The 18,865-nt window shown below is 68.7% G+C and carries 17 protein-coding genes; 8 read left to right on the forward strand and 9 right to left on the reverse strand.

From position 1 onward, the window contains the following. Positions 1–41: 41 nt before the first annotated feature. Positions 42–971, reverse strand: coding sequence for a DUF929 family protein (locus tag BLU27_RS07450; RefSeq protein WP_157728290.1), 930 nt, complete (start codon positions 969–971; stop codon positions 42–44). 219 nt (positions 972–1,190) lie between these two features. Between BLU27_RS07450 and BLU27_RS31145 the strand changes: the two genes are divergently transcribed. From BLU27_RS31145 to BLU27_RS07470, 4 genes are all read left to right on the forward strand, one after another. Continuing rightward, positions 1,191–1,406 (forward strand): type II toxin-antitoxin system prevent-host-death family antitoxin, encoded by a 216-nt coding sequence (locus tag BLU27_RS31145; protein ID WP_422386097.1) that lies wholly within the window; start codon positions 1,191–1,193, stop codon positions 1,404–1,406. A 66-nt stretch (positions 1,407–1,472) separates the two neighbouring features. After that, positions 1,473–2,534, forward strand: a complete 1,062-nt coding sequence (locus BLU27_RS07460; RefSeq protein WP_092651848.1) for a glucose 1-dehydrogenase — start codon at positions 1,473–1,475, stop codon at positions 2,532–2,534. A gap of 48 nt (positions 2,535–2,582) precedes the next feature. Then, entirely contained in the window at positions 2,583–4,412 is a 1,830-nt protein-coding gene (locus BLU27_RS07465) for a glycoside hydrolase family 15 protein (RefSeq protein ID WP_172804902.1), read from the forward strand. A 117-nt stretch (positions 4,413–4,529) separates the two neighbouring features. After that, the gene (locus tag BLU27_RS07470; RefSeq protein ID WP_092651850.1) at positions 4,530–5,486 is read left to right on the forward strand and encodes a phosphotransferase family protein; all 957 of its coding nucleotides are present in this window, start codon (positions 4,530–4,532) and stop codon (positions 5,484–5,486) included. Here the strand turns inward: BLU27_RS07470 and BLU27_RS07475 are convergent. The 4 genes from BLU27_RS07475 to BLU27_RS07490 form a co-directional block, all read right to left on the reverse strand. Beyond that, positions 5,483–5,689, reverse strand: a complete 207-nt coding sequence (locus BLU27_RS07475) for a nucleotidyltransferase domain-containing protein (protein ID WP_092651852.1) — start codon at positions 5,687–5,689, stop codon at positions 5,483–5,485. The genes BLU27_RS07470 and BLU27_RS07475 overlap by 4 nt on opposite strands. A gap of 31 nt (positions 5,690–5,720) precedes the next feature. Then, complete coding sequence (locus BLU27_RS07480) at positions 5,721–6,611, reverse strand: NYN domain-containing protein (RefSeq protein ID WP_092651854.1); 891 nt, start codon at positions 6,609–6,611, stop codon at positions 5,721–5,723. Between the two features lie 136 nt (positions 6,612–6,747). Beyond that, positions 6,748–7,128: a GlsB/YeaQ/YmgE family stress response membrane protein gene (locus tag BLU27_RS07485; RefSeq protein ID WP_241827837.1), complete on the reverse strand. Its 381-nt coding sequence runs from the start codon at positions 7,126–7,128 to the stop codon at positions 6,748–6,750. Positions 7,129–7,155: 27 nt separating this feature from the next. After that, positions 7,156–7,578: a pyridoxamine 5'-phosphate oxidase family protein gene (locus tag BLU27_RS07490; protein WP_092651856.1), complete on the reverse strand. Its 423-nt coding sequence runs from the start codon at positions 7,576–7,578 to the stop codon at positions 7,156–7,158. Positions 7,579–7,720: 142 nt separating this feature from the next. On the opposite strand from BLU27_RS07490, the gene BLU27_RS07495 reads away from it, so the two are divergent. Beyond that, a complete protein-coding gene (locus tag BLU27_RS07495) occupies positions 7,721–8,101 on the forward strand; it encodes a VOC family protein (protein ID WP_092651858.1) in 381 nt (126 codons plus the stop codon). Positions 8,102–8,126: 25 nt separating this feature from the next. Here BLU27_RS07495 and BLU27_RS07500 read toward each other — a convergent pair whose 3' ends face one another. Next, positions 8,127–9,206, reverse strand: a complete 1,080-nt coding sequence (locus BLU27_RS07500; RefSeq protein WP_092651860.1) for a DUF3048 domain-containing protein — start codon at positions 9,204–9,206, stop codon at positions 8,127–8,129. 176 nt (positions 9,207–9,382) lie between these two features. On the opposite strand from BLU27_RS07500, the gene BLU27_RS07505 reads away from it, so the two are divergent. The 3 genes from BLU27_RS07505 to BLU27_RS07515 all read left to right on the forward strand — a co-directional run bounded on the left by BLU27_RS07505 (position 9,383) and on the right by BLU27_RS07515 (position 12,754). After that, entirely contained in the window at positions 9,383–10,228 is an 846-nt protein-coding gene (locus BLU27_RS07505; protein WP_172804903.1) for a PIG-L family deacetylase, read from the forward strand. Positions 10,229–10,299: 71 nt separating this feature from the next. Then, the gene (locus tag BLU27_RS07510; protein WP_157728291.1) at positions 10,300–11,235 is read left to right on the forward strand and encodes a trypsin-like serine protease; all 936 of its coding nucleotides are present in this window, start codon (positions 10,300–10,302) and stop codon (positions 11,233–11,235) included. Positions 11,236–11,533: 298 nt separating this feature from the next. Next, on the forward strand, positions 11,534–12,754 hold the full coding sequence (locus tag BLU27_RS07515) for a Gfo/Idh/MocA family protein (protein ID WP_172804904.1): 1,221 nt from the start codon (positions 11,534–11,536) through the stop codon (positions 12,752–12,754). A gap of 141 nt (positions 12,755–12,895) precedes the next feature. Here the strand turns inward: BLU27_RS07515 and BLU27_RS30275 are convergent, their stop codons facing one another. From BLU27_RS30275 to BLU27_RS07535, 3 genes are all read right to left on the reverse strand, one after another. Next, positions 12,896–13,603, reverse strand: a complete 708-nt coding sequence (locus BLU27_RS30275) for a YciI family protein (RefSeq protein WP_241827838.1) — start codon at positions 13,601–13,603, stop codon at positions 12,896–12,898. 118 nt (positions 13,604–13,721) lie between these two features. Further along, positions 13,722–14,135 carry a DUF6069 family protein gene (locus tag BLU27_RS07530; RefSeq protein ID WP_092651866.1) on the reverse strand — a complete coding sequence of 138 codons (414 nt, stop codon included), beginning with the start codon at positions 14,133–14,135 and terminating at the stop codon, positions 13,722–13,724. A 208-nt stretch (positions 14,136–14,343) separates the two neighbouring features. Next, on the reverse strand, positions 14,344–18,864 hold the full coding sequence (locus BLU27_RS07535) for a DUF4082 domain-containing protein (RefSeq protein WP_092651868.1): 4,521 nt from the start codon (positions 18,862–18,864) through the stop codon (positions 14,344–14,346). Between the last annotated feature and the right edge of the window lies 1 nt (position 18,865).

Genomic DNA, 18,865 nt, shown 5'->3' on the forward strand with positions numbered 1-18,865 from the left:
GTGCGGCGCTGGTCGTCGGACTGGTGCCGGGGCGAGGCCGTCTAGCTTGAGGCATCGAGGTGCCTCTGCAGCTGCTTGACGGTGCTCGTCCCGCATACGTTGTCGGGCTGGTTGCCGGTGAGCTTGCACAGTGTCGCGATGATCGTGTTGGCCGAACCGACGACGGCCTTGGCGACCGGATCGTTCGGGTCCTTCAGCGCGGACGCGATCTGCTCCATCGTCTTGCCCTGCAGGACCGAGGGGTCGTACTGCGAGCCCGACACCAGATAGCGCCCGCCGAAGTCCACGGTGGGGAACGACAGCTGGCCACCACCTGTGACCTGTTTGATCTGTGCCTCCTCGGCCGCCGTCAGCTTGTCCAGCGGCGTGTAGGCGTTCCCGCTGCGCTTGTTGGTGGTCAGCTCCTTGCCGACGAAGCTGAGGTAACGGCTGGAGTAGCTGGCGCCGTGGAAGCTGAACGTCGCGGTGTTGGGGTAGACGTCCTCCGAGGCGGAGTGTGTCGTACCGAGGTTCTTGAAGGTGCCGAACCTGCTCAACGCCACCACCATCGACCACCGCTCGGCCGCGCAGTAGGGGCAGTACTCCGCCCCGACGTAGAGCACCTTCGGCTTGCCGCCCGCCGTGATCGGCTTCGCCTTCACCGCCTGGGGCCACTGCTGGACGCTGCCCTTGCCGACCGAGGCCAGGGTTTGGGCCGGAACGGTCGTCACCGCCTTCTCCACCGACGGCTGGACTCCGCTCCCGCCGGCCTGCTGGGTGCTGTTGCCGCCTCTGGTCAGGTAGATCCCGACGATCGCGGCGATCACCACCAGCACCACCGCCACCGCAGCTGCCACGACGGCCAGCCGGCGGCGCTGCGCCTGACGTGCCTGTTCGGCCCGGAGCTCCGCCACCTTCGTGCGGGTCGATCGTGGTCCGTCCCCGTGCTGCTGCCCCTTCGGCCTCGCCATTGCACGCTCACTTCCGGTCATGGCGTCCTGCGTACCCGATGCGTCTTCCGCGTCTTCAGTGTCCGGCACCGGGCGACTGGGGTGCCACCGAGCACTATCCCACTCCGACCCGGAGCGGAACGCGTCCCGCCTGCCGGCGCCGGTTGCCGAGTCGTTCGGTGCGTACTTCATGCATGGCTACGTCCGCCTTGCGTCTGACGGGAAATAGCCTGGAATGTAATGCAGAAGCCCACTACGTGGATGACGTCTACGTATCCCATCGCTGAGGCCCGCGGTCGGATCGGCGAGCTTGCCCGACGCGCTGCCCAGCACGAGCACATCACGCTCACCGACCGGGGCGTACCGACCGCTGTCCTCATCTCGGCCGCCGAACTCGAAGAGCGCCTTGGACAAGTCTTTGCACTCCACGCCTGTAGTCGTCAACGAGGCGTGAGTGAGGGTCGGATGTCTGGGTAGGACATCGATCTTGTCCGCCCACGAGCGATCCGACCCGAAACACGAGTCAGATTCGGAGCCAGCCAGATGCGCGCACTGACCGTCCAGCCGGGCACTGCCTGCAACGGCACCTCGATCCCGGTGTCGGTGGAGGAGCTTCCCGATCCCTCACCCGAGGACGGCGAGTTGCTCGTACGCGGTCTGGCGATAGGGATCTGCGGAACGGACCGGGAGATCATCGGTGGCCACTACGGCTGGGCTCCTCCCGGTGCGTCCCGGCTGGTGCTGGGACACGAGTCGCTGGGCCGGGTCGTCAGTGCGCCCGGCGGCAGCGGGTTCGTCGGCGGCGACCTGGTGGTGGGGGTGGTCCGCCGGCCGGATCCGGTGCCGTGCGGGGCCTGCGCCAGGGGCGAGTTCGACATGTGCCGCAACGGCCGCTACACCGAGCGCGGGATCAAGGAGCTCGACGGGTACGCCAGCGAGCTGTGGACGGTGAAGAAGGACTACGCGATCCGGGTGGACCCGCGGCTGGAGTCGGTCGGAAACCTGGTGGAGCCGACCAGCGTGGTCGCCAAGGCGTGGGAACAGGTCGACCGGGTAGGCGCGCGGTCGTGGTTCGAGCCGCAGCGAGTCCTGGTCACCGGGGCAGGCCCCATCGGACTGCTCGCGGCGCTCATCGGCCGACAGCGCGGCCTCGACGTACACGTCGTCGATCTGGTGAAGGATGGCCAGAAACCCAACGCGGTAAGGGATCTGGGGGCGGAGTACCACTCCGATCCGGTCAGGGACGTGGTGGCCAGGCTGGAGCCGGACGTCGTGATCGAGGCGACCGGGGTGGGCGAGGTGGTCTTCGACGCCATCGCCGCCACCGCGCCGTACGGCATCGTCTGCCTCACGGGGGTGTCGGCCGGTGGGCACCGGCTGAATATCGACGCCGGCGCCACGAACCGGAGCATCGTGCTGGAGAACGACGTGGTGATCGGTTCGGTGAACGCGAACCAGCGCCACTATGCCGCCGCCGCGACAGCGCTGGCCGACGCGGACCTAGACTGGTTGAACCGCCTGATCAGCCGGCGAGTCCCGCTCGAGCGGTTCAGCGAGGCGGTCACCGCCGAGCCCGACGACATCAAGGTCGTTCTCACACTCTGACGTCCTAAGCTCGGCGCTCCGTTGTCACCCCGTCGAAAGGATCGGCTCGTGCCCGCCTCGATCGAGAGCTACGCCATGATCGGCGACCTGCAGACGGCTGCCCTGGTCGGTCTCGACGGCTCCATCGACTGGGCATGTATGCCGCGGTTCGACTCGTCCGCCTGTTTCGCGGCGCTCCTCCACGACGAGCAGGCGGGTCACTGGCGGATCGCGCCGGCCGGGCGTGACGGCAGCGATCCGGGGCAGGCCACCTCGCGGCGCTACCGTGACGACACGCTGGTCCTGGAGACGCGGTGGGACACCCCGACCGGTTCGGTCCGCGTCATCGACTTCATGCCGCCCCGAGGCCGCGCGGCCGACATCGTCCGGATCGTCGAGGGCGTGTCCGGGTCGGTGCCGATGGCCATGCAGCTGCGGATCCGCTTCGACTACGGGCACATCGTCCCCTGGGTGCGGCGGGACTCGACGGATCTGTGCGCCGTCGCCGGGCCGGACTCGCTCTGGCTGCGTACGGACGCTCCGTTGCACGGACGTGATCTGACCACCCACAGCGAGTTCACCGTCAGGGCCGGGCAGCGGGTTCCGTTCGTACTGACGTACCAGCCATCCCACCACTCGCCGCCGAGTCCGGTCGATCCCGACCGGGCGCTGGGGGAGACCGAGGCGTTCTGGACCGGCTGGATCGAGCAGTGCCGTTACACCGGGGCCTGGTCGAACGAGGTCCGCCGGGCGCTGATCGTCCTGAAGGCTCTGACGTACGCACCGACTGGGGGCATCCTCGCCGCGGCCACGACCTCGCTGCCGGAGCAACTCGGCGGAGAGCGCAATTGGGACTACAGGTACTGCTGGCTCCGGGACGCCACCTTCACCCTGCAGGCCCTGCTCGGCGCCGGGTTCGTGAACGAGGCCAAGGCCTGGCGTGACTGGCTGCTTCGTGCGGCGGCCGGCGATCCGGCAGACCTCCGGATCATGTACGGACTGGATGGCACCCGCCGCCTGCCCGAGTACACCCTGGACTGGCTGAAGGGGTTCGGCGGCTCGTCGCCCGTCAGGGTCGGAAACGCCGCCGCCGACCAGTTCCAGCTGGACGTGTGGGGCGAGGTCCTCGACGGCCTGCACCTGACTCGGGAGACTCGCATCGGCGCCACCGACCAGGCGTGGGATCTCCAGCGCGCACTGCTCGACTTCCTCGAAGGCAACTGGCGCGAGCCGGACAACAGCCTGTGGGAGGTGCGGGGGCCGCGCCAGCATTTCGTCCACTCCAAGGTGATGGCGTGGACAGGGTTCGACCGGGCGATCAAGGCGGTCGAACGCCACCATCTGGACGGGCCGGTCGACAAGTGGCGCGCGCTCAGGGACGAAGTGCGCGCCGAGGTGTGCCGGCACGGTTTCGACGCCGAACGAAACACCTTCACGCAGTACTACGGCTCCAGCGGGCTCGACGCGGCCCTGCTCCTCATCCCTCGTACCGGCTTCCTGCCCTGGACCGACCCGCGGGTCGCCGGCACGGTCGACGCCATCGTGCGTGAGCTCAGCGTCGACGGTTTCGTATTGCGCTACGACCCGGGCCACGAGAACGTCGACGGGCTTGCGGGGAGCGAGGGAGTGTTCCTCGCGTGCAGCTTCTGGCTCGTCGACGCCCTGCACGCTCTGGGGCGCCAGGACCAGGCACGGCAGCTTTTCGAACGCCTTCTTTCGCTGCGAAACGACGTCGGACTGCTCAGCGAGGAGTACGACCCCCGCACGGGCCGGCAGCTCGGCAACACGCCTCAGGCGTTCAGCATGGTCGGCCTGGTCAACAGCGCCAGGCATCTCGGTGACTCGACCGGCGCCCTCGCGGCGGCCACCGAGCCGCACCACACCCTGAATCTCGGCTGACGGAATCGCTCAGGGAGCCTGGGGTGCTCCTGCGGTCAGCCCGGCACCAGCATGAACGCCGGGGTATGACGCGAGCCTGCTCCCTTACCTACCCAGCGCGTGCCGGATACTGGCGCGATGGGCGTGGACGAGCTGAAGCAGGACGAGGTAGAGGCATTCCTGGCCGGACGGCCTGGTGGCGTGCAGGATCTCGAGCCGCTGTCGGGCGGAGCTTGGTCGTCGGCGTGGGCCTACCGCGCGGGCGGCGAGGAGCTCGTGGTCCGCTTCGGTCCGGACGCGAACTGGTACGAAGCCGACCGGATGGCGATGGCGTTCGCCGGTCCGGACCTGCCCGTGCCGGAGGTCAGGGAGGTGGGCACCACCGCGTCCGGACGGGCGTACGCCATCTCGGTACGTCACCACGGGCGGTTCCTGGAGGACACCCCGGTCGAGCAGGCCGACGCGATCGGCCCGACCCTCACCCGCCTGCTCGCCGCGCTCTACCGAGCGCCGGCGGCTCCGGACTCCCCGGTGGTCTGGCACCAGCCGCCGTCAACGCTCAGTTGGCGGGAGTTCCTCCTTTCCGGCTTGGCCGACGACCCGGACAAGGTGGTGCACGGATGGGCCGAGGCGCTTGCCGAGGATCGAGAGCTGGCCGCGCTGTCCGCGGAGGTGACCAAACAGGTTCGGTCCCTGGTGGACGCCTGCCCGGAGCGTCGCGACCTCGTACACGGTGACCTGCTGCACGGCAACGTACTGGTGAGCCCGGACGCTCGGCGGATCGAGGCGGTGCTGTCGTGGAAGTGTTCGGTGCGCGGAGACTTCCTCTTCGATGCCGCCTGGTGCACCTTCTGGGCGCCGTGGCATCCGGGGATCGCCGCTGCCGACCCGCTGACCGGCCTGCTGCGGGACCCCAGTGTGCGGGCCGAGCCCGGTGCGCTCGTCGATGCCGCCACCCGTCACCACTGCTACGAGCTGCACATCGGTTTCACCCACCTGGGCTGGAACGTGTGGACGAAGAACCAGGAGGCGCTCACCGCCACTGCCCGTCGGCTCGCCGAGGTCCTCGAACGCGGTCCCCTGCCCCTGTCCTAGCTCAGTCCAGAGCGGTGCTGATCGAGCAGGAAGAACCCGACGTCGACGTCCTCGTGTTCCCGAGCGCGGCCGGTGAACGCCTCGATCGACCAGCCACCGAAGATCCACCAGGGAACGGAGATGCCGTTCATCAGGGCGGCGACCTCGGGTGGGGTCAGGCTCACCCACGGGCCGTACCACCGGTAGAACTCGTCGTCGTCCATCGTCCGCCCTCGTTGCCTGGTTGGGCCGCAGTCACCCAGGAGACCGGCCCGGCGCCTTCTTCGCGGTCTTCGACGCGACCTTCTTCGCGGCCGCCTTCTTGGCGACCTCCTTGGTGGCCTTCTTCGCGGCCGCCTTCTTGACGGTCTTCTTCGCCGCTTCGGTCACCGCCGGCTTCTCCTCGGCGGGCCGACGCCCCTTCAGCCGCAGCCACAGCCGGCCGCGACCGCCGGTTCCGACGACTGTCTTGGTCTCGAGGAACGGCTGCGCCTTGACCAGTTCGCTCAGCTTGCCGAACCCGTAGTTGCGTGCGTCGAACGCCGGGTCGGTGCGGTTCAGGTGGTTGCCGAGCGCGCTGAGCGAAGCCCAGTCGTCGTCATCGGTGTCGACCCTGTTCAGCGCCTTGGTCAGCACGCTCTGGATGGGACGCGGCTGTTCTGCCTTCGTCGGTTCGGTCGTGTCGGTCGTGTCAGTCGTGGTCTGGTCGCGGGCGAGGACTTCGAGGAACACGAACTTCTCGCACGCCTCCACGAACGCCTTCGGTGTCTTGCGTCCCCCGACGCCGATGACCCGCTTGCCCGACTCCCGTAGCCGGGTGGCCAGTGGGGTGAAGTCGCTGTCACTGGACACGATGGCGAAGCCCTCGACGTTGCCGGAGTACAGCAGGTCCATGGCGTCGATGATCAACGCCGAGTCGGTGGCGTTCTTGCCGTAGGTGTAGGCGAACTGCTGCTGCGGCGAGATGGCGTTGCCGAGGAGTACGTCCCGCCAGCCGGTCAGGTGCGGGTTGGTCCAGTCGCCGTAGGCCCGTTTGACGGTGATGGTTCCGTAGCCGGCGAGTTCCTCGAACATCTCCTTGATCAGCTTCGAGGAGGTGTTGTCGGCGTCGATCAGAACGGCGAGGCGGGTGCTGTCGTCAGTCATGAGCGGTGGATCTCCTCGTCCGGGGCTGTCAGTCTCCCGCGCGGTGCTCGCGCGCCGCAGTTCGAACCACGGCTCGACGGTGACGTAATGCGCCTTCGGTGAGATTTGGAAGGTTTGGTGGCTCCCGCGCGCTGACTCAGCGGCGGCGTGTTCCTCCTGCGACCAGTGCCACCCCCACAGCAGCGAATCCAATCTGGATCGCGAGCTGGATCCAGTTGATGCCAGGGGTGTGCGCGACGTTGAGAGCTCGGGCGACGGCGGTGCCGAGGAGTGCTGCGAGGATCCCGATGCCGACGGTGAGCAGGCAGCCGATCTTCTGCTTCCCGGGAATCACGAGACGTCCCAGGGCGCCGAGGATGGCGCCGACGACAACAGCGGTGATGATTCCGTCGATGAGCACAACTGCCTCCTGCGTCGCCGCGCAGCCACCCGGTTCGGCCGCGGGGGAAGCGACGTTACCAGGGGAATGTAGGTCGAGGGCGTCCACGGACAGGGAACCGATCTTGACGACGTTCACCGGCTACCGAGGCTCGTCGTACTTTCGCTACGGCAAGAACGCGGGCGCCTGGAACCGCCGGCCCTCGAGGAAGTCGACGTAGACGCACACGACCTCCCTGCCCGCGTCGGATGCCCAGGGCTGTGGGAGCTCGCTGAGCACATGCTCGACCTGGTACGGGTCGGTGATGTGGCCGGCCGGGCCGCTGGCCACGACGCTCCAACCGTGCCCGTTGATCGGGTCGATGTGGTCGATCTCCACGCTCACGTCCCGGTGTTGGGACCCGGCCTCCACCTTGGCCCCGTTCTCCGTCCGGAACAGGATCCGGGCGTCGTCCTCACAGATGTACCGCACCGGGTGGACGGCGAAATGAGTCCGGTCCCAGAACACGAACCGGCCGATCCTGGTCTCGCGAAGCAGGTGACGGCACTCCGCCTGGCTCAGGCTCTCAAGTGTGCCGGAGTCGTACATCCCGGACCTTCTTTCGGTACGACAGGAATGCCAACCACCCCATCTTCCACCTGGCTCCGGAGGACCTCAGCCACAGCGACGAGCCGGCCGCGCGCAGCTCGGGACGAACCGGGAGAAGGCAGTGCGTTGTTACAGTGCCGACGTGCATCGCAGCCGCTTCTCCACACTCCTCATCGACGTACCCCGTGACGAGGTGCCTGCCGCGGCGGGCTTCTGGTCGGCGGCGCTGGGAGTTCCGGCACGGCCGGTCCCCGGGGAGGAGCAGTTCACCGGTCTGCCCGAGGCGTTCCCGGGATTGGTGATGGCGATCCAGGCGGTCGACGACCAGGCTCGCTACCACCTGGACATCGAGACCGACGACGTGGACGCCGAGACCGCGCGGCTGGTCGGTCTCGGGGCTGTGGAGGTCAACCGGTGGCTCGACTGCCGGATTCTGCGTGCTCCCGGCGGTCACCTCCTGTGTGTGATCCCGTTGCACAGTGATCGGGAGATCTTCGAGAAGCACGCCCAGGTCTGGGACTGACGGGCGGCGCGGACCGACGCGACCATCACCTGGGAGCGAACACGACCCAGGTCTGTCCCGGCGCGAAGGTCATCGGACGGCCAGAACCTGTGGTGAAACTCGTACCCGCGGCAGCACGCGGTCTGGACCAGCGGGCGTCGTACGCACGGCCGTTCCGTAGCACCAGCGCTCGGCCGGAGCCGACGCTTTCGGTGTACGGCGAGAAGTTGCCCGCCGAGTCCTTCAGCGCCGTACGCCGGATGTCGGTGTACTGCACCACGACCGTCGCCGGACCAGGCGGCGCGCCGTCGGTGGCCCGCATCGGCGTGCCGTCCATGGCCACCCGCCAGCGGTGCTGCTTCGCCGCCCAGTGGAAGTCGGCACGGAACGACGGGTAGCTGACTCGGTGCGATGTCGCGGCCCGGCCGCCCGCCGGCTGGGTCCCGAACCGGAAGCCGATGTCGCGCGCGGCGCTCGCCTTCGGTGCCCGGGCCAGCAGTTGACCCGGCTTGGCGTACAGGTTGTGCGGAATCGGTCGCGAACGGCCACGGAAGTACGCCGCACCGGCGTGCGCTGGTGAGACGTCGTACAGCGGGGCCTTGGCAAGCCGCGAGAACACCGTGGAGTTCGCGCCGGAGTAGGCGAACGCCGGCTGCCCGAACTGGCGTAGCAACTCGATGTCCGACTCCCGCGCACTCCGAACGGGTCCGAGCGTGGCCGGCATCCGGGAGGAGAAGACGGCGAGGATCCGGGCCAGTCCTCCTTCGACCGGTTCGACGTAGACGATGTCCGCTCGGGACAGGCCCGTGGCAGGCCGGGCTGCCGGTACGTTGTCGATCTTCACCGCGAGGACGCGCTTCGGAGCCCTTCCGCCCATCGGCAGGCCCGTGAACGGCGACCGCGACCCTGCCCGAGCGCTCGACGGCTTCGGCGTGGCTGTCGGCGACCTTGCAGGCGACGTCGTGGGCTCGGGGGTGCGCGTCGCCGATCGCGACGGCGTGGCGGTCGGAGTGCGGTCCGCAGTCCAGAAGTGGCCACGATCTGCGCCCAGCGCCACCACGACGCCACCGGTCACGACGAGGATGCCGGTGGTGGCGGCGAGAACGATGCGGAGGGTCCGGTTCATCCAGCAATCCGAGGTGAGTGGACGGGCCCCCGGCCCGTCGCCCTGTCGTACAAGAAGGGATCCCCCGGAGTCCGCGGCCGACGTTGCCCGCTACGGTCGCCTCGGTCAAGTCGGCAGTCGAGCGGTGCCAACGGGTTTCGTCATCGCGAACATGATCACCGAAGATGGGTGGGGTGATGGCTGGGACGTTCGCAGACCTGGGTGCGCTGGTGACCGGACGGAAGGTGCTCGGCGTGTTCGCCCACCCCGACGACGAGACATTCTTCGGCGGTGCGACGTTCGCCGCGTGCGCCGCGGCCGGAGGTGACGTTCGGCTCGCGACCCTCACGGCCGGCGAGGCCGGTGCGATCGGGGCGGGACCGGCACGTGGCGCGCTGGACCGGTCCGATCACGACGCCCTCGAGGCGGCGGCCGTCGCGGGACTCTCGCGGTACGCCTCCGCGTGCGGCGCGCTCGGCGTACGCCGGTTCGGTGTCGTCGTCCCTGGACGCTGGCGCGACGTCGGTGACGCGGGGCCGGGTTCGCTGGCCGCCGGGGACCTGGCCGAGATCGCGGACGCTGTCAGGCGCCTGGTGACGGACGACCGGCCGGACGTCCTCGTCACGGTCGGCGTCGACGGGGTGACCGGTCACCCCGACCACGTGCGCGTACATGAAGCCGTCCAGCGGGCACTCGACCTCCTGGGACGCACCGACACCCCGGCCCTGACGCTGGGCGGCTGCGTCCGCTCCGACGACGTCGCCACCGCCCGCGAGCGCCTCGCCGGGCTCGTGCCGGGCGGTGAGCTTGGTACCACCGGGATCGTCGGGACGTCGGCCGACGACGTCGTGGCGGCCGGATGGCCCCCAGAGGCAGGAGCCGCCAAACTGGCCGCGTTGGACGCCTACGCCCCCGGCCTTGGCACCGCGCCGCTCACCGACCTGGTGCCCGACCGGCCGCCGGTGGGTGACGGGATCCTGCTCCGGGCCATCGCCGAGGTGGCCGGGCCGCCGTGCGAGTACTTCCGTCCGCTCCGCCCCTGACGACCGCCCACGTTCGGGTGCACGATATGCGCACCACATGCGGCAACCACGCACCTGACAGAGGAGCCCGGATGCGCACCAGAATCCTGCTCGTCGCCGTGGCGGCGGTCCTCGCCGTGATCGTGGGCACCGTACCGGCCCAGGCGATCACCCACGGTACGCCCGACGGCCAGCGGCACCCGTTCGTCGGGGAGTTGTTGTTCTACGTGCCCGACGAGGCCGACAGCCGCTTCGACGATCCGGGCTCGTGGTTCACCTGCTCGGGCACGCTGCTGAACGGCCACATCGCCCTGACCGCCGGCCACTGCACGTACGCCGTCGGGTTGAACGGCGCGTCCACCACCGCCAACGGCGGATCCGGGTCGGGCGGCGACGACGTGTGGATCAACTTCGACGAGAAGCCCAACTTCGACATCCTCAAGCCCAGCTCGTCGTACGGCCGGGACCAGAACGCCCAGCGTTACCGCGACTGGTCCACCGCCCTGAACTCCTCGCCCAGCTGGCACCGCGCGACGTCCCACCCGCACCCGCAGTTCGACCCAGACGCGTTCTATCTCCACGACGCCGGGGTGCTCGACCTGCAGGACTCCGTGTCGATGCCGACGTACGGCAAACTGCCGACGCAGGGCTTCCTGGACCAGTTCCGGACCGGTCCGCGGCACGACGCCCTCTTCACCGTCGTCGGGTACGGCCTCAACAAGGTCCTGCCGGGCCGTGACGTCGGTGGCGACACCCGGGAGCAGGCGACCACCCAGCTCGTCACCCTGGAGGGCCTGATGGGTCTGCCGTACGGCACGGCCGCGCGGTTCAGCAACAACAACGGCAAGGTCCACCAGGGCGGCACCTGCTTCGGCGACTCCGGCGGCCCGACGTTCCACGGCGCGAACACCGTCGTCGCGGTCACGTCGTTCGGTGTCAGCCCCAACTGCACCGGCACCGACGACGAGTACCGCATCGACCAGCCCGACGACCTGGCGTTCCTCGCGGGCTTCGGCGTCACGCCCTGAGCCGCGGCCGGGAAGCCGGTACCCGGCGCGGTCGGTCGCTCACCAGGGGCGACACATCGCGCCGGGTACCTCTGCGTGACCTGAGGAACGCCCGGCGGCGGGTCGTCCAGGCTTCGGCGACCTCGTCGAGTCCGACTCCGGACTTCTGCTGCCATCTGTGCCCAGTGACCGAGAGGGTGGCGGGGCGGACCTGGGAACATTGACACGATTCGCAGCAGCGACGAAGCGCGCCGGTGTGGAGCCGGCAGGGCGGTCCTCGCCCCGAACATGATCAAGACCAGCAGCAAGGATGATCTACATGAAGATCGGCGTCATCGGTACGGGGCAGTTCGCCCGCAGTTTCATCTCGTTGTGGCAGAAGCATCCCGACGTCGAGGCGGTGTACGCCTGCGACGTCGTTCCGGAGCGTGCAAAGGAGCACCAGGAGAAGTACGACCTGGCCGGCATCTTCAACGATGCCGAGGAGATGCTGGCATCCGACGAGGTGGACTCGGTCGCTGTCATGACGCAGCGCTGGACCCACGGCCCGTTGGTGCTGCAGGCGCTGGAGGCGGGCAAGAACGTCTACTCCGCGGTGCCGATGGCCATCTCGGTCGACGAGATCAAGGCGATCATCGACAAGGTCACCGAGACCGGCCTGATCTACATGATGGGCGAGACCAGCTACTACAACCCCGCCGTCGTCTGGGCCCGCGGCAAGGTCGCCGAAGGTGCGTTCGGGCGGGTGTTCTACTCCGAGGGCGACTACATCCACGACATGGACAACGGCTTCTACGCCGCCTACCAGTACAGCGGCGGCGATGACTGGAAGAGGACCGCCAGCTACCCGCCCATGCTCTACCCGACGCACGCGATCGGCGGTGTCCTCGGCGCGCTGCCGACGTACGCCACCAGCGTCAGCTGCATCGGCATCAAGGACGACCGCGGGGATGGCGTCTTCGACAAGAACGTCTCGCTGTGGGGCAACGACTTCTCGAACATGAGCGCGTTGTTCCACCTCGCCGACGGCGGCGCGATGCGCACCAACGAGTTCCGCCGGGTCGGTTACTGGCAGGGACACGAGTCCCGGTTCCGCTTCTACGGCACCGAGTCGGTGATGGAGCAGACCGGTCACGGCGCCACCTGGAGCATCAAGACCGAGGGCGAGGACTACCGCAAGGGCGACACCCTCGACATCAGTGACCTCTTCTACACCCGCGGCACCCAGGTGCCCGAGGGCTTCGGGGACGTCGACCCGGCGCTGATGCAGAGCTTCGCCTCCGGAAACGCCAAGGTGCAGGACCGCAGCCGGCTGCCCAAGGAGTTCGAGGGTGCGCACAACGGGCACGAGGGCTCGCACCACTTCCTGGCCGACGACTTCGTCCGGGCGGTGACGACCAAGACGCAGCCGCCGGTGAATGCCTGGAAGGCGGCCAGGTTCACGCTGCCGGGCGTGATCGCGCTCGAGTCGGCGCGCCAGGACGGCGCCCGGCTGCCGATTCCGGACTTCGGAGACGGCCCCGAGAACCCCGCCTGGTAAGTCCAGTAGTTCCTGTCGTACGGGAGCCGGGTCGGGTCGTCGCGAAGTGCGCGACGACCCGACCCGGCTCGCCCGTAATGACATCGGCGCAGTCGAGGAGGGCCCAGTGTGCCGCGCCGTCCGGTGGCCGTCACCGGGATCTCATTCGATCACCGGGTCGTACATGAACATCCGAACATCCTGCGGGCAGCGGCGGGCGATCGCGATCTTCGCGGCCCACTCCAGCGCGGCTTCGTGGGTGGGTGCCTTGACCACGGTGAAGCCGCCGAGAGGCTTCCTGGTCTTCGGGCGCGGGCCGTCGGCGACCGTTCCGTCGCTGGTGACCGCGCCGACCCAGGCCGGCGTACTGTCGTCCGGCGGCTCGTAGTCCAGTCCTCCGGCGAAGACGTACACGCCGGCGTCCATGGCGTCCTGGACCGCCGCGTGGGAGGTCTCGCCTACCTCCACCCACTCCTCCCCGGTGGAGAAGTCCATGTCGCCGTTGTCGAACGAGATCAGGTACTGCTCCGGTTCGTCGCGGCCTCGCTTCAACGCACGGACCTTCTGCGGTGTGCGGCAGCCGGCCGCGATCCTCCCGCCCCACTCCACGCCCGCCTCCCGGCCTGGCACCTCGACGATGGTGACGCCGCCGAGGAGCTCCTTGCTCTCGGGGTACGGGCCGTCGGTGACCATCCCGTCGATCGCGACCACGACGGGCTTCACGTCGTGGTCCAGCTCGCCGGCGAAGACGAACACGCCCGCGTCCCGGGCCTCCTGGCGTACTGCCTCGGCGGCCTTGGCCACGTCGGGCAGGTCCTCCTCGGGGATGTCCGTCGCGCCGCTTTCGTACGAGATCAGGTACCGCGCCATCACATGACTCCTTGTCCCGGCGACCTCCTCCGGCCGCGTCTCGTTCCTCCTACGAACGCGCCGCACCGGATCCGACAGATGCCCGGCAGAATCTCATGGGACGCTCGTCCACCGCAGGTCAGGAGGCGAGCCGGCGCGCGATCGCGGGGACCACGATCGTCGCCGCGACCAGGTGGGTGAGCATCAACAGTGCCTTGGTGGCCGGGGCGGCGTCCGCGAGCGCGTCCGGGACGAGTGAGAGGGCGGTCAGCACCACGGTCGTACGGAGGAACGCACGCCGCGGGTGCCGGGCTCGGCGGGCCAGCGCCACGGCGATGACCAGGCCGAGCAACGAGAAGCCGGCCGTCAGAACGCCGAAGCCGGCGATCGGGATCGGGGCACCGCCCATGTCGAGGCTGATCCCCGCCGCGTTGCCGGTGGCGGCGACAGTCATCGTGGCGGCGCTCGCGACCGCTGCGGCGGCCACTCCGGTCAGGGTCAGAGTGGCGTAGCGCGAGCCGGCGACCTGGGTGGTGTCGAGGGTGGTGGTCATTTCTGCCTCCGGTGAGTTTGCCGGACGGGCAGGATGCCCGTCTCTCACTGTGACATCGAACGGGGCGGAAACTCATCGACAGTTCGCCCGCCCAGATTTCTGGGTTCTCTACCGCGCTTGGCCCACCGCCCGGCCTCGATGGCGAGTTTCCCGCCGACGGCTGTGGTGCCCGAACTCCTACCAGCCCTCGTTCTGCGGCCCTCGCGGCTCAGTGCCCTTCGTCGTCCCTGGGTGGGGCGTCGCCGTTGTGGGAGAAGCCGACGGCCCACAGCGACGGGGCGTTCGCACCGGCTCCAACGGTCAGCTGCACCCTGTACTGCAGGTACCGCGACGCGCCGCTGATCCGTCCGTTGGCCGGCACCTTGGTCCAGTCCGTCCACGTCGTGTCCGGTTTGGCGGTACTGCCGGTCCGCACCTGCAGCGACGCCGTGGCGCCCTTCGGGATGGTGCAGTCCCAGATCGCCCGATCCCAGACGACCATTGCCTGGGTGTCCAGCAAACCGGAGACGAAGGTGCCGGACCTCGCCGTGCGCGAGTCACCGGACAGAGTGACCCGGCCGAGCGGATCCTGGTCGTCGACGGACACGTCTCCGTTCAGCGAGCCCCGCCTGAACGTCGGCGTACTCTGCTCGCTGACGCCCCAGGCCGGTGTGACGAACTTCAGGGTGCCGGACTGGCCCGCGTTTCCTGCGGCGTCGGTCGACACGCCGTTGATCAGGTACGTCCTGCCCGGGTCCAGCCCGGTCAGCACCAGCGCGTGGTCGGTGGACAGCTCGTCTGCCCGGGCAACCGGTTCCAGGTCCGACTTGCCGGTGCCCGCCTGGACCACCGCGGTCGACGGTTCGTCGGTGGCCCATCGGACGGTCGCGGTCCCGCCGGGCAGGGCCGTCACTCGTGCGGCCGTGACCTTGGGAGCCCTGGTGTCCCTCGTCGGCGTGGTGAAGGTGGCCGGCGCCTTGTCCGCCGCCGGGTAGGTGCCCGACCGACCATTCAGGTCGGTCGAGGTGACCCGGTAGTAGTACTTGGTACCGGGCTTCAGCCGCCGGGCCTCGATCCGGTGATTCCGCGTGGCGTCACCGAGCTTGATCTTGGTTTTCAGCGAGGTCGGGGACGTGCCGATCGCGACCTCGCTGGTCGCCACCCGGGATGTCGTCCAGGTTGCCGTGGCGCTCGGCTCGGCGGTCGCCGCGCCGTTGTCGACCGTCAGGGCGGAGAACGTCATCGCGCCGGCGGGCGGCGCCGAGTAGGTGGCCGTGTAGGAGCCGTCGGTCGCGTGGAACGAGGCGTACTCCAGGCCCTTGACTGTGCTGGTGGTGTAGTCGACTCCGCTGCCGGCCATCGACAGCCCGCTCAGTACTGACCCTCCGGGGCCCGCGGTCGGCAGCATTCCGGTCAGCCCGTTAGAGCCGGTGCCGCCGGTGATGCTGAAGCTCAGCGTGTTGCCGTTCCAGACGACCTTCCCGAACGCGGAGGCGTTGCGTCCGTCCAGCCAGGTGAGGAGCTGCTTGCCGCTGATGATCGGCACCTCGTGGCTGCGCGCCGAGGAGATCAGCGCGTCGCTTTGCGGCTCGGTCGGAAGGTCGGTGTGCATGTTGGCGGTGAAGGCGCCGTAGTACCCCAGGGGACCTGTTGCGTTGGTCAGCAGCTGGTCGACCGTGAACGGATAGGTCTGGTCCGACTCGTCGGTCATCTGGGTGACCGCCTGGTAGACGTCGATCGTGCTTCCGTCGGTGTCGGCGAACCGCATGGGCATGCCCGATCCCGACATGAAACCCGGCCGGTCCTGAACCCAGCTACCCGGGAAGTAGTAGTAGTTGGTGTCCAACCGCATGCCGTTGGCCAGCTCGGTCTTCGGTTGCGTCGCCCAGTCGCTCCACGGGATGCAGTGAGTTCGGTTGGTGACGGGTGACGGGACATCCGGATAGATGCTCCGCCAGACCGACAGGTCGTTGGCGTAGTTGCCCGCCAGCGACGTTGGCGTGAAGTCGCTGCAGTAGGTCGTCTCGTGAACGCCGACCTCGAAACCCTGGCTGGTGTACGACGCCGCGGCCGAGTTGGTCAGGCGCGGGGTGTTCGGATAGACGTACGAGCTGTACCGATAGCAGGTCCAGTCGGCCACGGAACAGTTCGCGGGACTGTTGGCGAGCAGTTGGTCGAAGCGGCCGGAGGTTCCGCCGTTGCCGTGGTCGTCACCGGTACCGACGATCACAGCATCGAGGCCGCGCGGGAAGTACCAGAACCGTGGCAACGGCATCCTGTCCCGGTTCATCACCTGGATCAGGTTGGCAAGCAGCCGCTGCTGTTCGTCCGCCTGGGGAATCGCCACCTTGTTCAGGTCGATCCAGTCCGGAGAGCTGCTGGTACCGAAGAACATGTCGTCGGATCGTCGCGGCGACAGCTGGTCGCGCTCCTGCCCGGCCCAGGCCCGGTTGCCCTGGCGCATGGCCACGATCGACCGGGGCAGGTCGTAGGTGAACGCGGCGGCTTCTCCGCCGTTACTGCCGACGCTGTGCAGAGTGACCGCCGGGTTGGTCGTCGCCGTGGCCGCGTCGGTGTACAGCGTCGCGATCGACTGTGCGCCGGACAGGGCGTAACGGTCGGCCGAGCCATGGAACTGGATCGTGTCGGAAACGATGCCCGAGCCCGGTGCCGTCGCGGTGTCGACCTTCAGGTATCCGTCGTCCACCGATCCGCCGGCGGCGGTGAGCCCGAGCAGAGCGGACAGCGTCCCGCTCGGCTTCATCGCGATCAGGTTGCCACCTCCGTCGACCCAGGCGGACAGGGTCGCTGCCTGGCCGGCGTCGACGGCCACCGCACCGAGCACCACCACGTCGTAGGGGGCCAGGGCCGAAGCCGACAGGGACGACACGTCGATCATGCGGAACTCGTTGAGGCCCTCGGTGTGCAGGATCTCGGTGATGTACTTGGAGTACGGGTTCGCCGAGTTCGTGACCACCGCGATCGGCCCTCCCGGGCCCTGGGCGATGCCCGGCGGTGGAGGTGCACCGGTCGTGAATGACCAACTCGCCGGCGCCATCGTGTTGCCGGCGGCGTCCTTCGCCCCGCTGACCGAGACCGTGTAGCTCGTCGAGGCCGCCAGCAGGGCGTTCGGGGTCAGGGTCGCCGTCAGGCTCTGGGCGTCGTACCCGAAGGTGGCCGGCACGACATCGCCGTTCGGTCCGGTCAGCGTCATGGTCGCGGCGCTCACGTTTTCCGAGAAGGTCGCCGTGACCGGCGTGGACACCGCGACTCCCGTCGATCCGCCGACGGGTGCCATGGACACCAACGAGGGGAGCGTCGTGTCGGTGGCGCTGGTGTCGAACACGACGTCGACCCAGTAGTTGGTCGCCTGGAAGCCGTTGGTCGGGAAGCCGCTGGCGCCGTACTTGTAGAGACCATTCAGTCCGTCGGTCCCGTTGCGAAGGGCGGTCAACGGGCCACGGGACGTCGCGGTGTTCGCGAAGTAGCTGCTGTTGTTGGCGTACCGGCCGACGGGTGCGTAGTAGGACGCGACGTAGGTCGTTCCGGCAGTCACCGGTACTGGTGAGGCGAAGGTCGCCTGCTGCCACCCGGTTGCAGTTTCGTCGGTGAAGGTGACCGAGGCGAGCTTCGTGCCGCTCTTGCTCCACAGGCTGCCCACGTGTGTCCCGGTGTTTCTGGAGCCCTTGTAGAAGCGGACTCCGGTGACGAAACCGTTCTGGCTGGTACGGAACTTCACACCGAGCTCGACCGCAGAGTCGTCCGCGGTTGCCTCGGTGGCCGGGGTGGTGGTGTTCGGCCACATGGTGCACGGGCAGGGGGACCCGGTCGCGCCGGTGGTGAACGTCCAGGTGATCGGGTCCATGACGTTCCCGGACGAGTCCTGGGCACCGCTGAGCCTGGCCGTGTACGTGGTCGAGGTGGCCAGTGGTGCGTTGGGCGTGAGGGTGGCCGTCCGCGTTGCCGAGTCGTAGTTCAGCGTTGCCGGTACGGCGCTCGCGCCGGTCAGAGTGAAGGTGATGCTCGACTGCTGGACGTCCTCACCGAAGGTCGCCGAAACCGGCGTACCGACCGGGACGCCGGTGGACCCGCCGCCGGGTGCGAAGCCGGTCACCGTCGGCTTGGTGGTGTCGGCCCCGCTGGGACTGAAGACGACGTCGACCCAGTAGTTCGTCGCCTGGTAGGTGCTGGTGGGAAAGCCGCCACCGGTGCCGTATCGATAGACACCGTTGCCGCCGTCACTGGCGTTCTGCAGGGCGGTCAGCGGGGAGTTCACCTTGCTCCCGGTGGCGAAGTAGCCGGTGTCGGCCGAATACCGCCCCACCGGTGCGTAGTAGGAAGCGACGTAGGTGGTGTCGGCGGTGACCGTCACCGGGGTGGCGAAGTTGGCCTGCTGCCAACCTGACGTTGACTCGTCGGTGAACGTCACCGTCGCGAGTCGGGTGCCCGCGGCGTTCCACAGTGAACCGGTGTGCGTGCCGGTGTTCCCTGTTCCCTTGTAGAACCGGATTCCGGTGACGAACCCGTCCTGGTCGGCGCGGAACTTCACGCCCAGCTCCACCGGGGCGGTGTCCGTGTCGGCGAGCGTTCCGGGCGTCTGTGTGCCGAAGATCGTGCACGGGCAGGCGGCCGCCCTGGCAGTCTGGGTGGACAGGCTGCCCAGAAGGCCGAGCAGCAAGGTGATCGCGAGCACCAGCGCAACCCGGCGCCGCGAAGCACGGGCAGGGTTGCCCCAGGAGGTGACGGACATC

The organism is Actinopolymorpha singaporensis, assembly GCF_900104745.1.
In the GTDB taxonomy this organism is placed as follows: Bacteria; Actinomycetota; Actinomycetes; order Propionibacteriales; family Actinopolymorphaceae; genus Actinopolymorpha; species Actinopolymorpha singaporensis.

Excerpts from the sequence above, each read along its gene's own strand:
- BLU27_RS07450 (WP_157728290.1), bottom strand. The coding sequence starts at position 971 with ATGACCGGAAGTGAGCGTGCAATGGCGAGGCCGAAGGGGCAGCAGCAC.
- BLU27_RS07480 (WP_092651854.1), bottom strand. The coding sequence starts at position 6,611 with ATGACTGACGACAGCACCCGCCTCGCCGTTCTGATCGACGCCGACAAC.
- BLU27_RS07535 (WP_092651868.1), bottom strand. The coding sequence starts at position 18,864 with ATGTCCGTCACCTCCTGGGGCAACCCTGCCCGTGCTTCGCGGCGCCGG.
- BLU27_RS07510 (WP_157728291.1), top strand. The coding sequence starts at position 10,300 with ATGCGCACCAGAATCCTGCTCGTCGCCGTGGCGGCGGTCCTCGCCGTG.
- BLU27_RS07475 (WP_092651852.1), bottom strand. The coding sequence starts at position 5,689 with ATGGACGACGACGAGTTCTACCGGTGGTACGGCCCGTGGGTGAGCCTG.
- BLU27_RS07500 (WP_092651860.1), bottom strand. The coding sequence starts at position 9,206 with ATGAACCGGACCCTCCGCATCGTTCTCGCCGCCACCACCGGCATCCTC.
- BLU27_RS07530 (WP_092651866.1), bottom strand. The coding sequence starts at position 14,135 with ATGACCACCACCCTCGACACCACCCAGGTCGCCGGCTCGCGCTACGCC.
- BLU27_RS07470 (WP_092651850.1), top strand. The coding sequence starts at position 4,530 with ATGGGCGTGGACGAGCTGAAGCAGGACGAGGTAGAGGCATTCCTGGCC.
- BLU27_RS07490 (WP_092651856.1), bottom strand. The coding sequence starts at position 7,578 with ATGTACGACTCCGGCACACTTGAGAGCCTGAGCCAGGCGGAGTGCCGT.
- BLU27_RS07505 (WP_172804903.1), top strand. The coding sequence starts at position 9,383 with ATGGCTGGGACGTTCGCAGACCTGGGTGCGCTGGTGACCGGACGGAAG.
- BLU27_RS31145 (WP_422386097.1), top strand. The coding sequence starts at position 1,191 with ATGACGTCTACGTATCCCATCGCTGAGGCCCGCGGTCGGATCGGCGAG.
- BLU27_RS07460 (WP_092651848.1), top strand. The coding sequence starts at position 1,473 with ATGCGCGCACTGACCGTCCAGCCGGGCACTGCCTGCAACGGCACCTCG.
- BLU27_RS07515 (WP_172804904.1), top strand. The coding sequence starts at position 11,534 with ATGAAGATCGGCGTCATCGGTACGGGGCAGTTCGCCCGCAGTTTCATC.
- BLU27_RS30275 (WP_241827838.1), bottom strand. The coding sequence starts at position 13,603 with ATGGCGCGGTACCTGATCTCGTACGAAAGCGGCGCGACGGACATCCCC.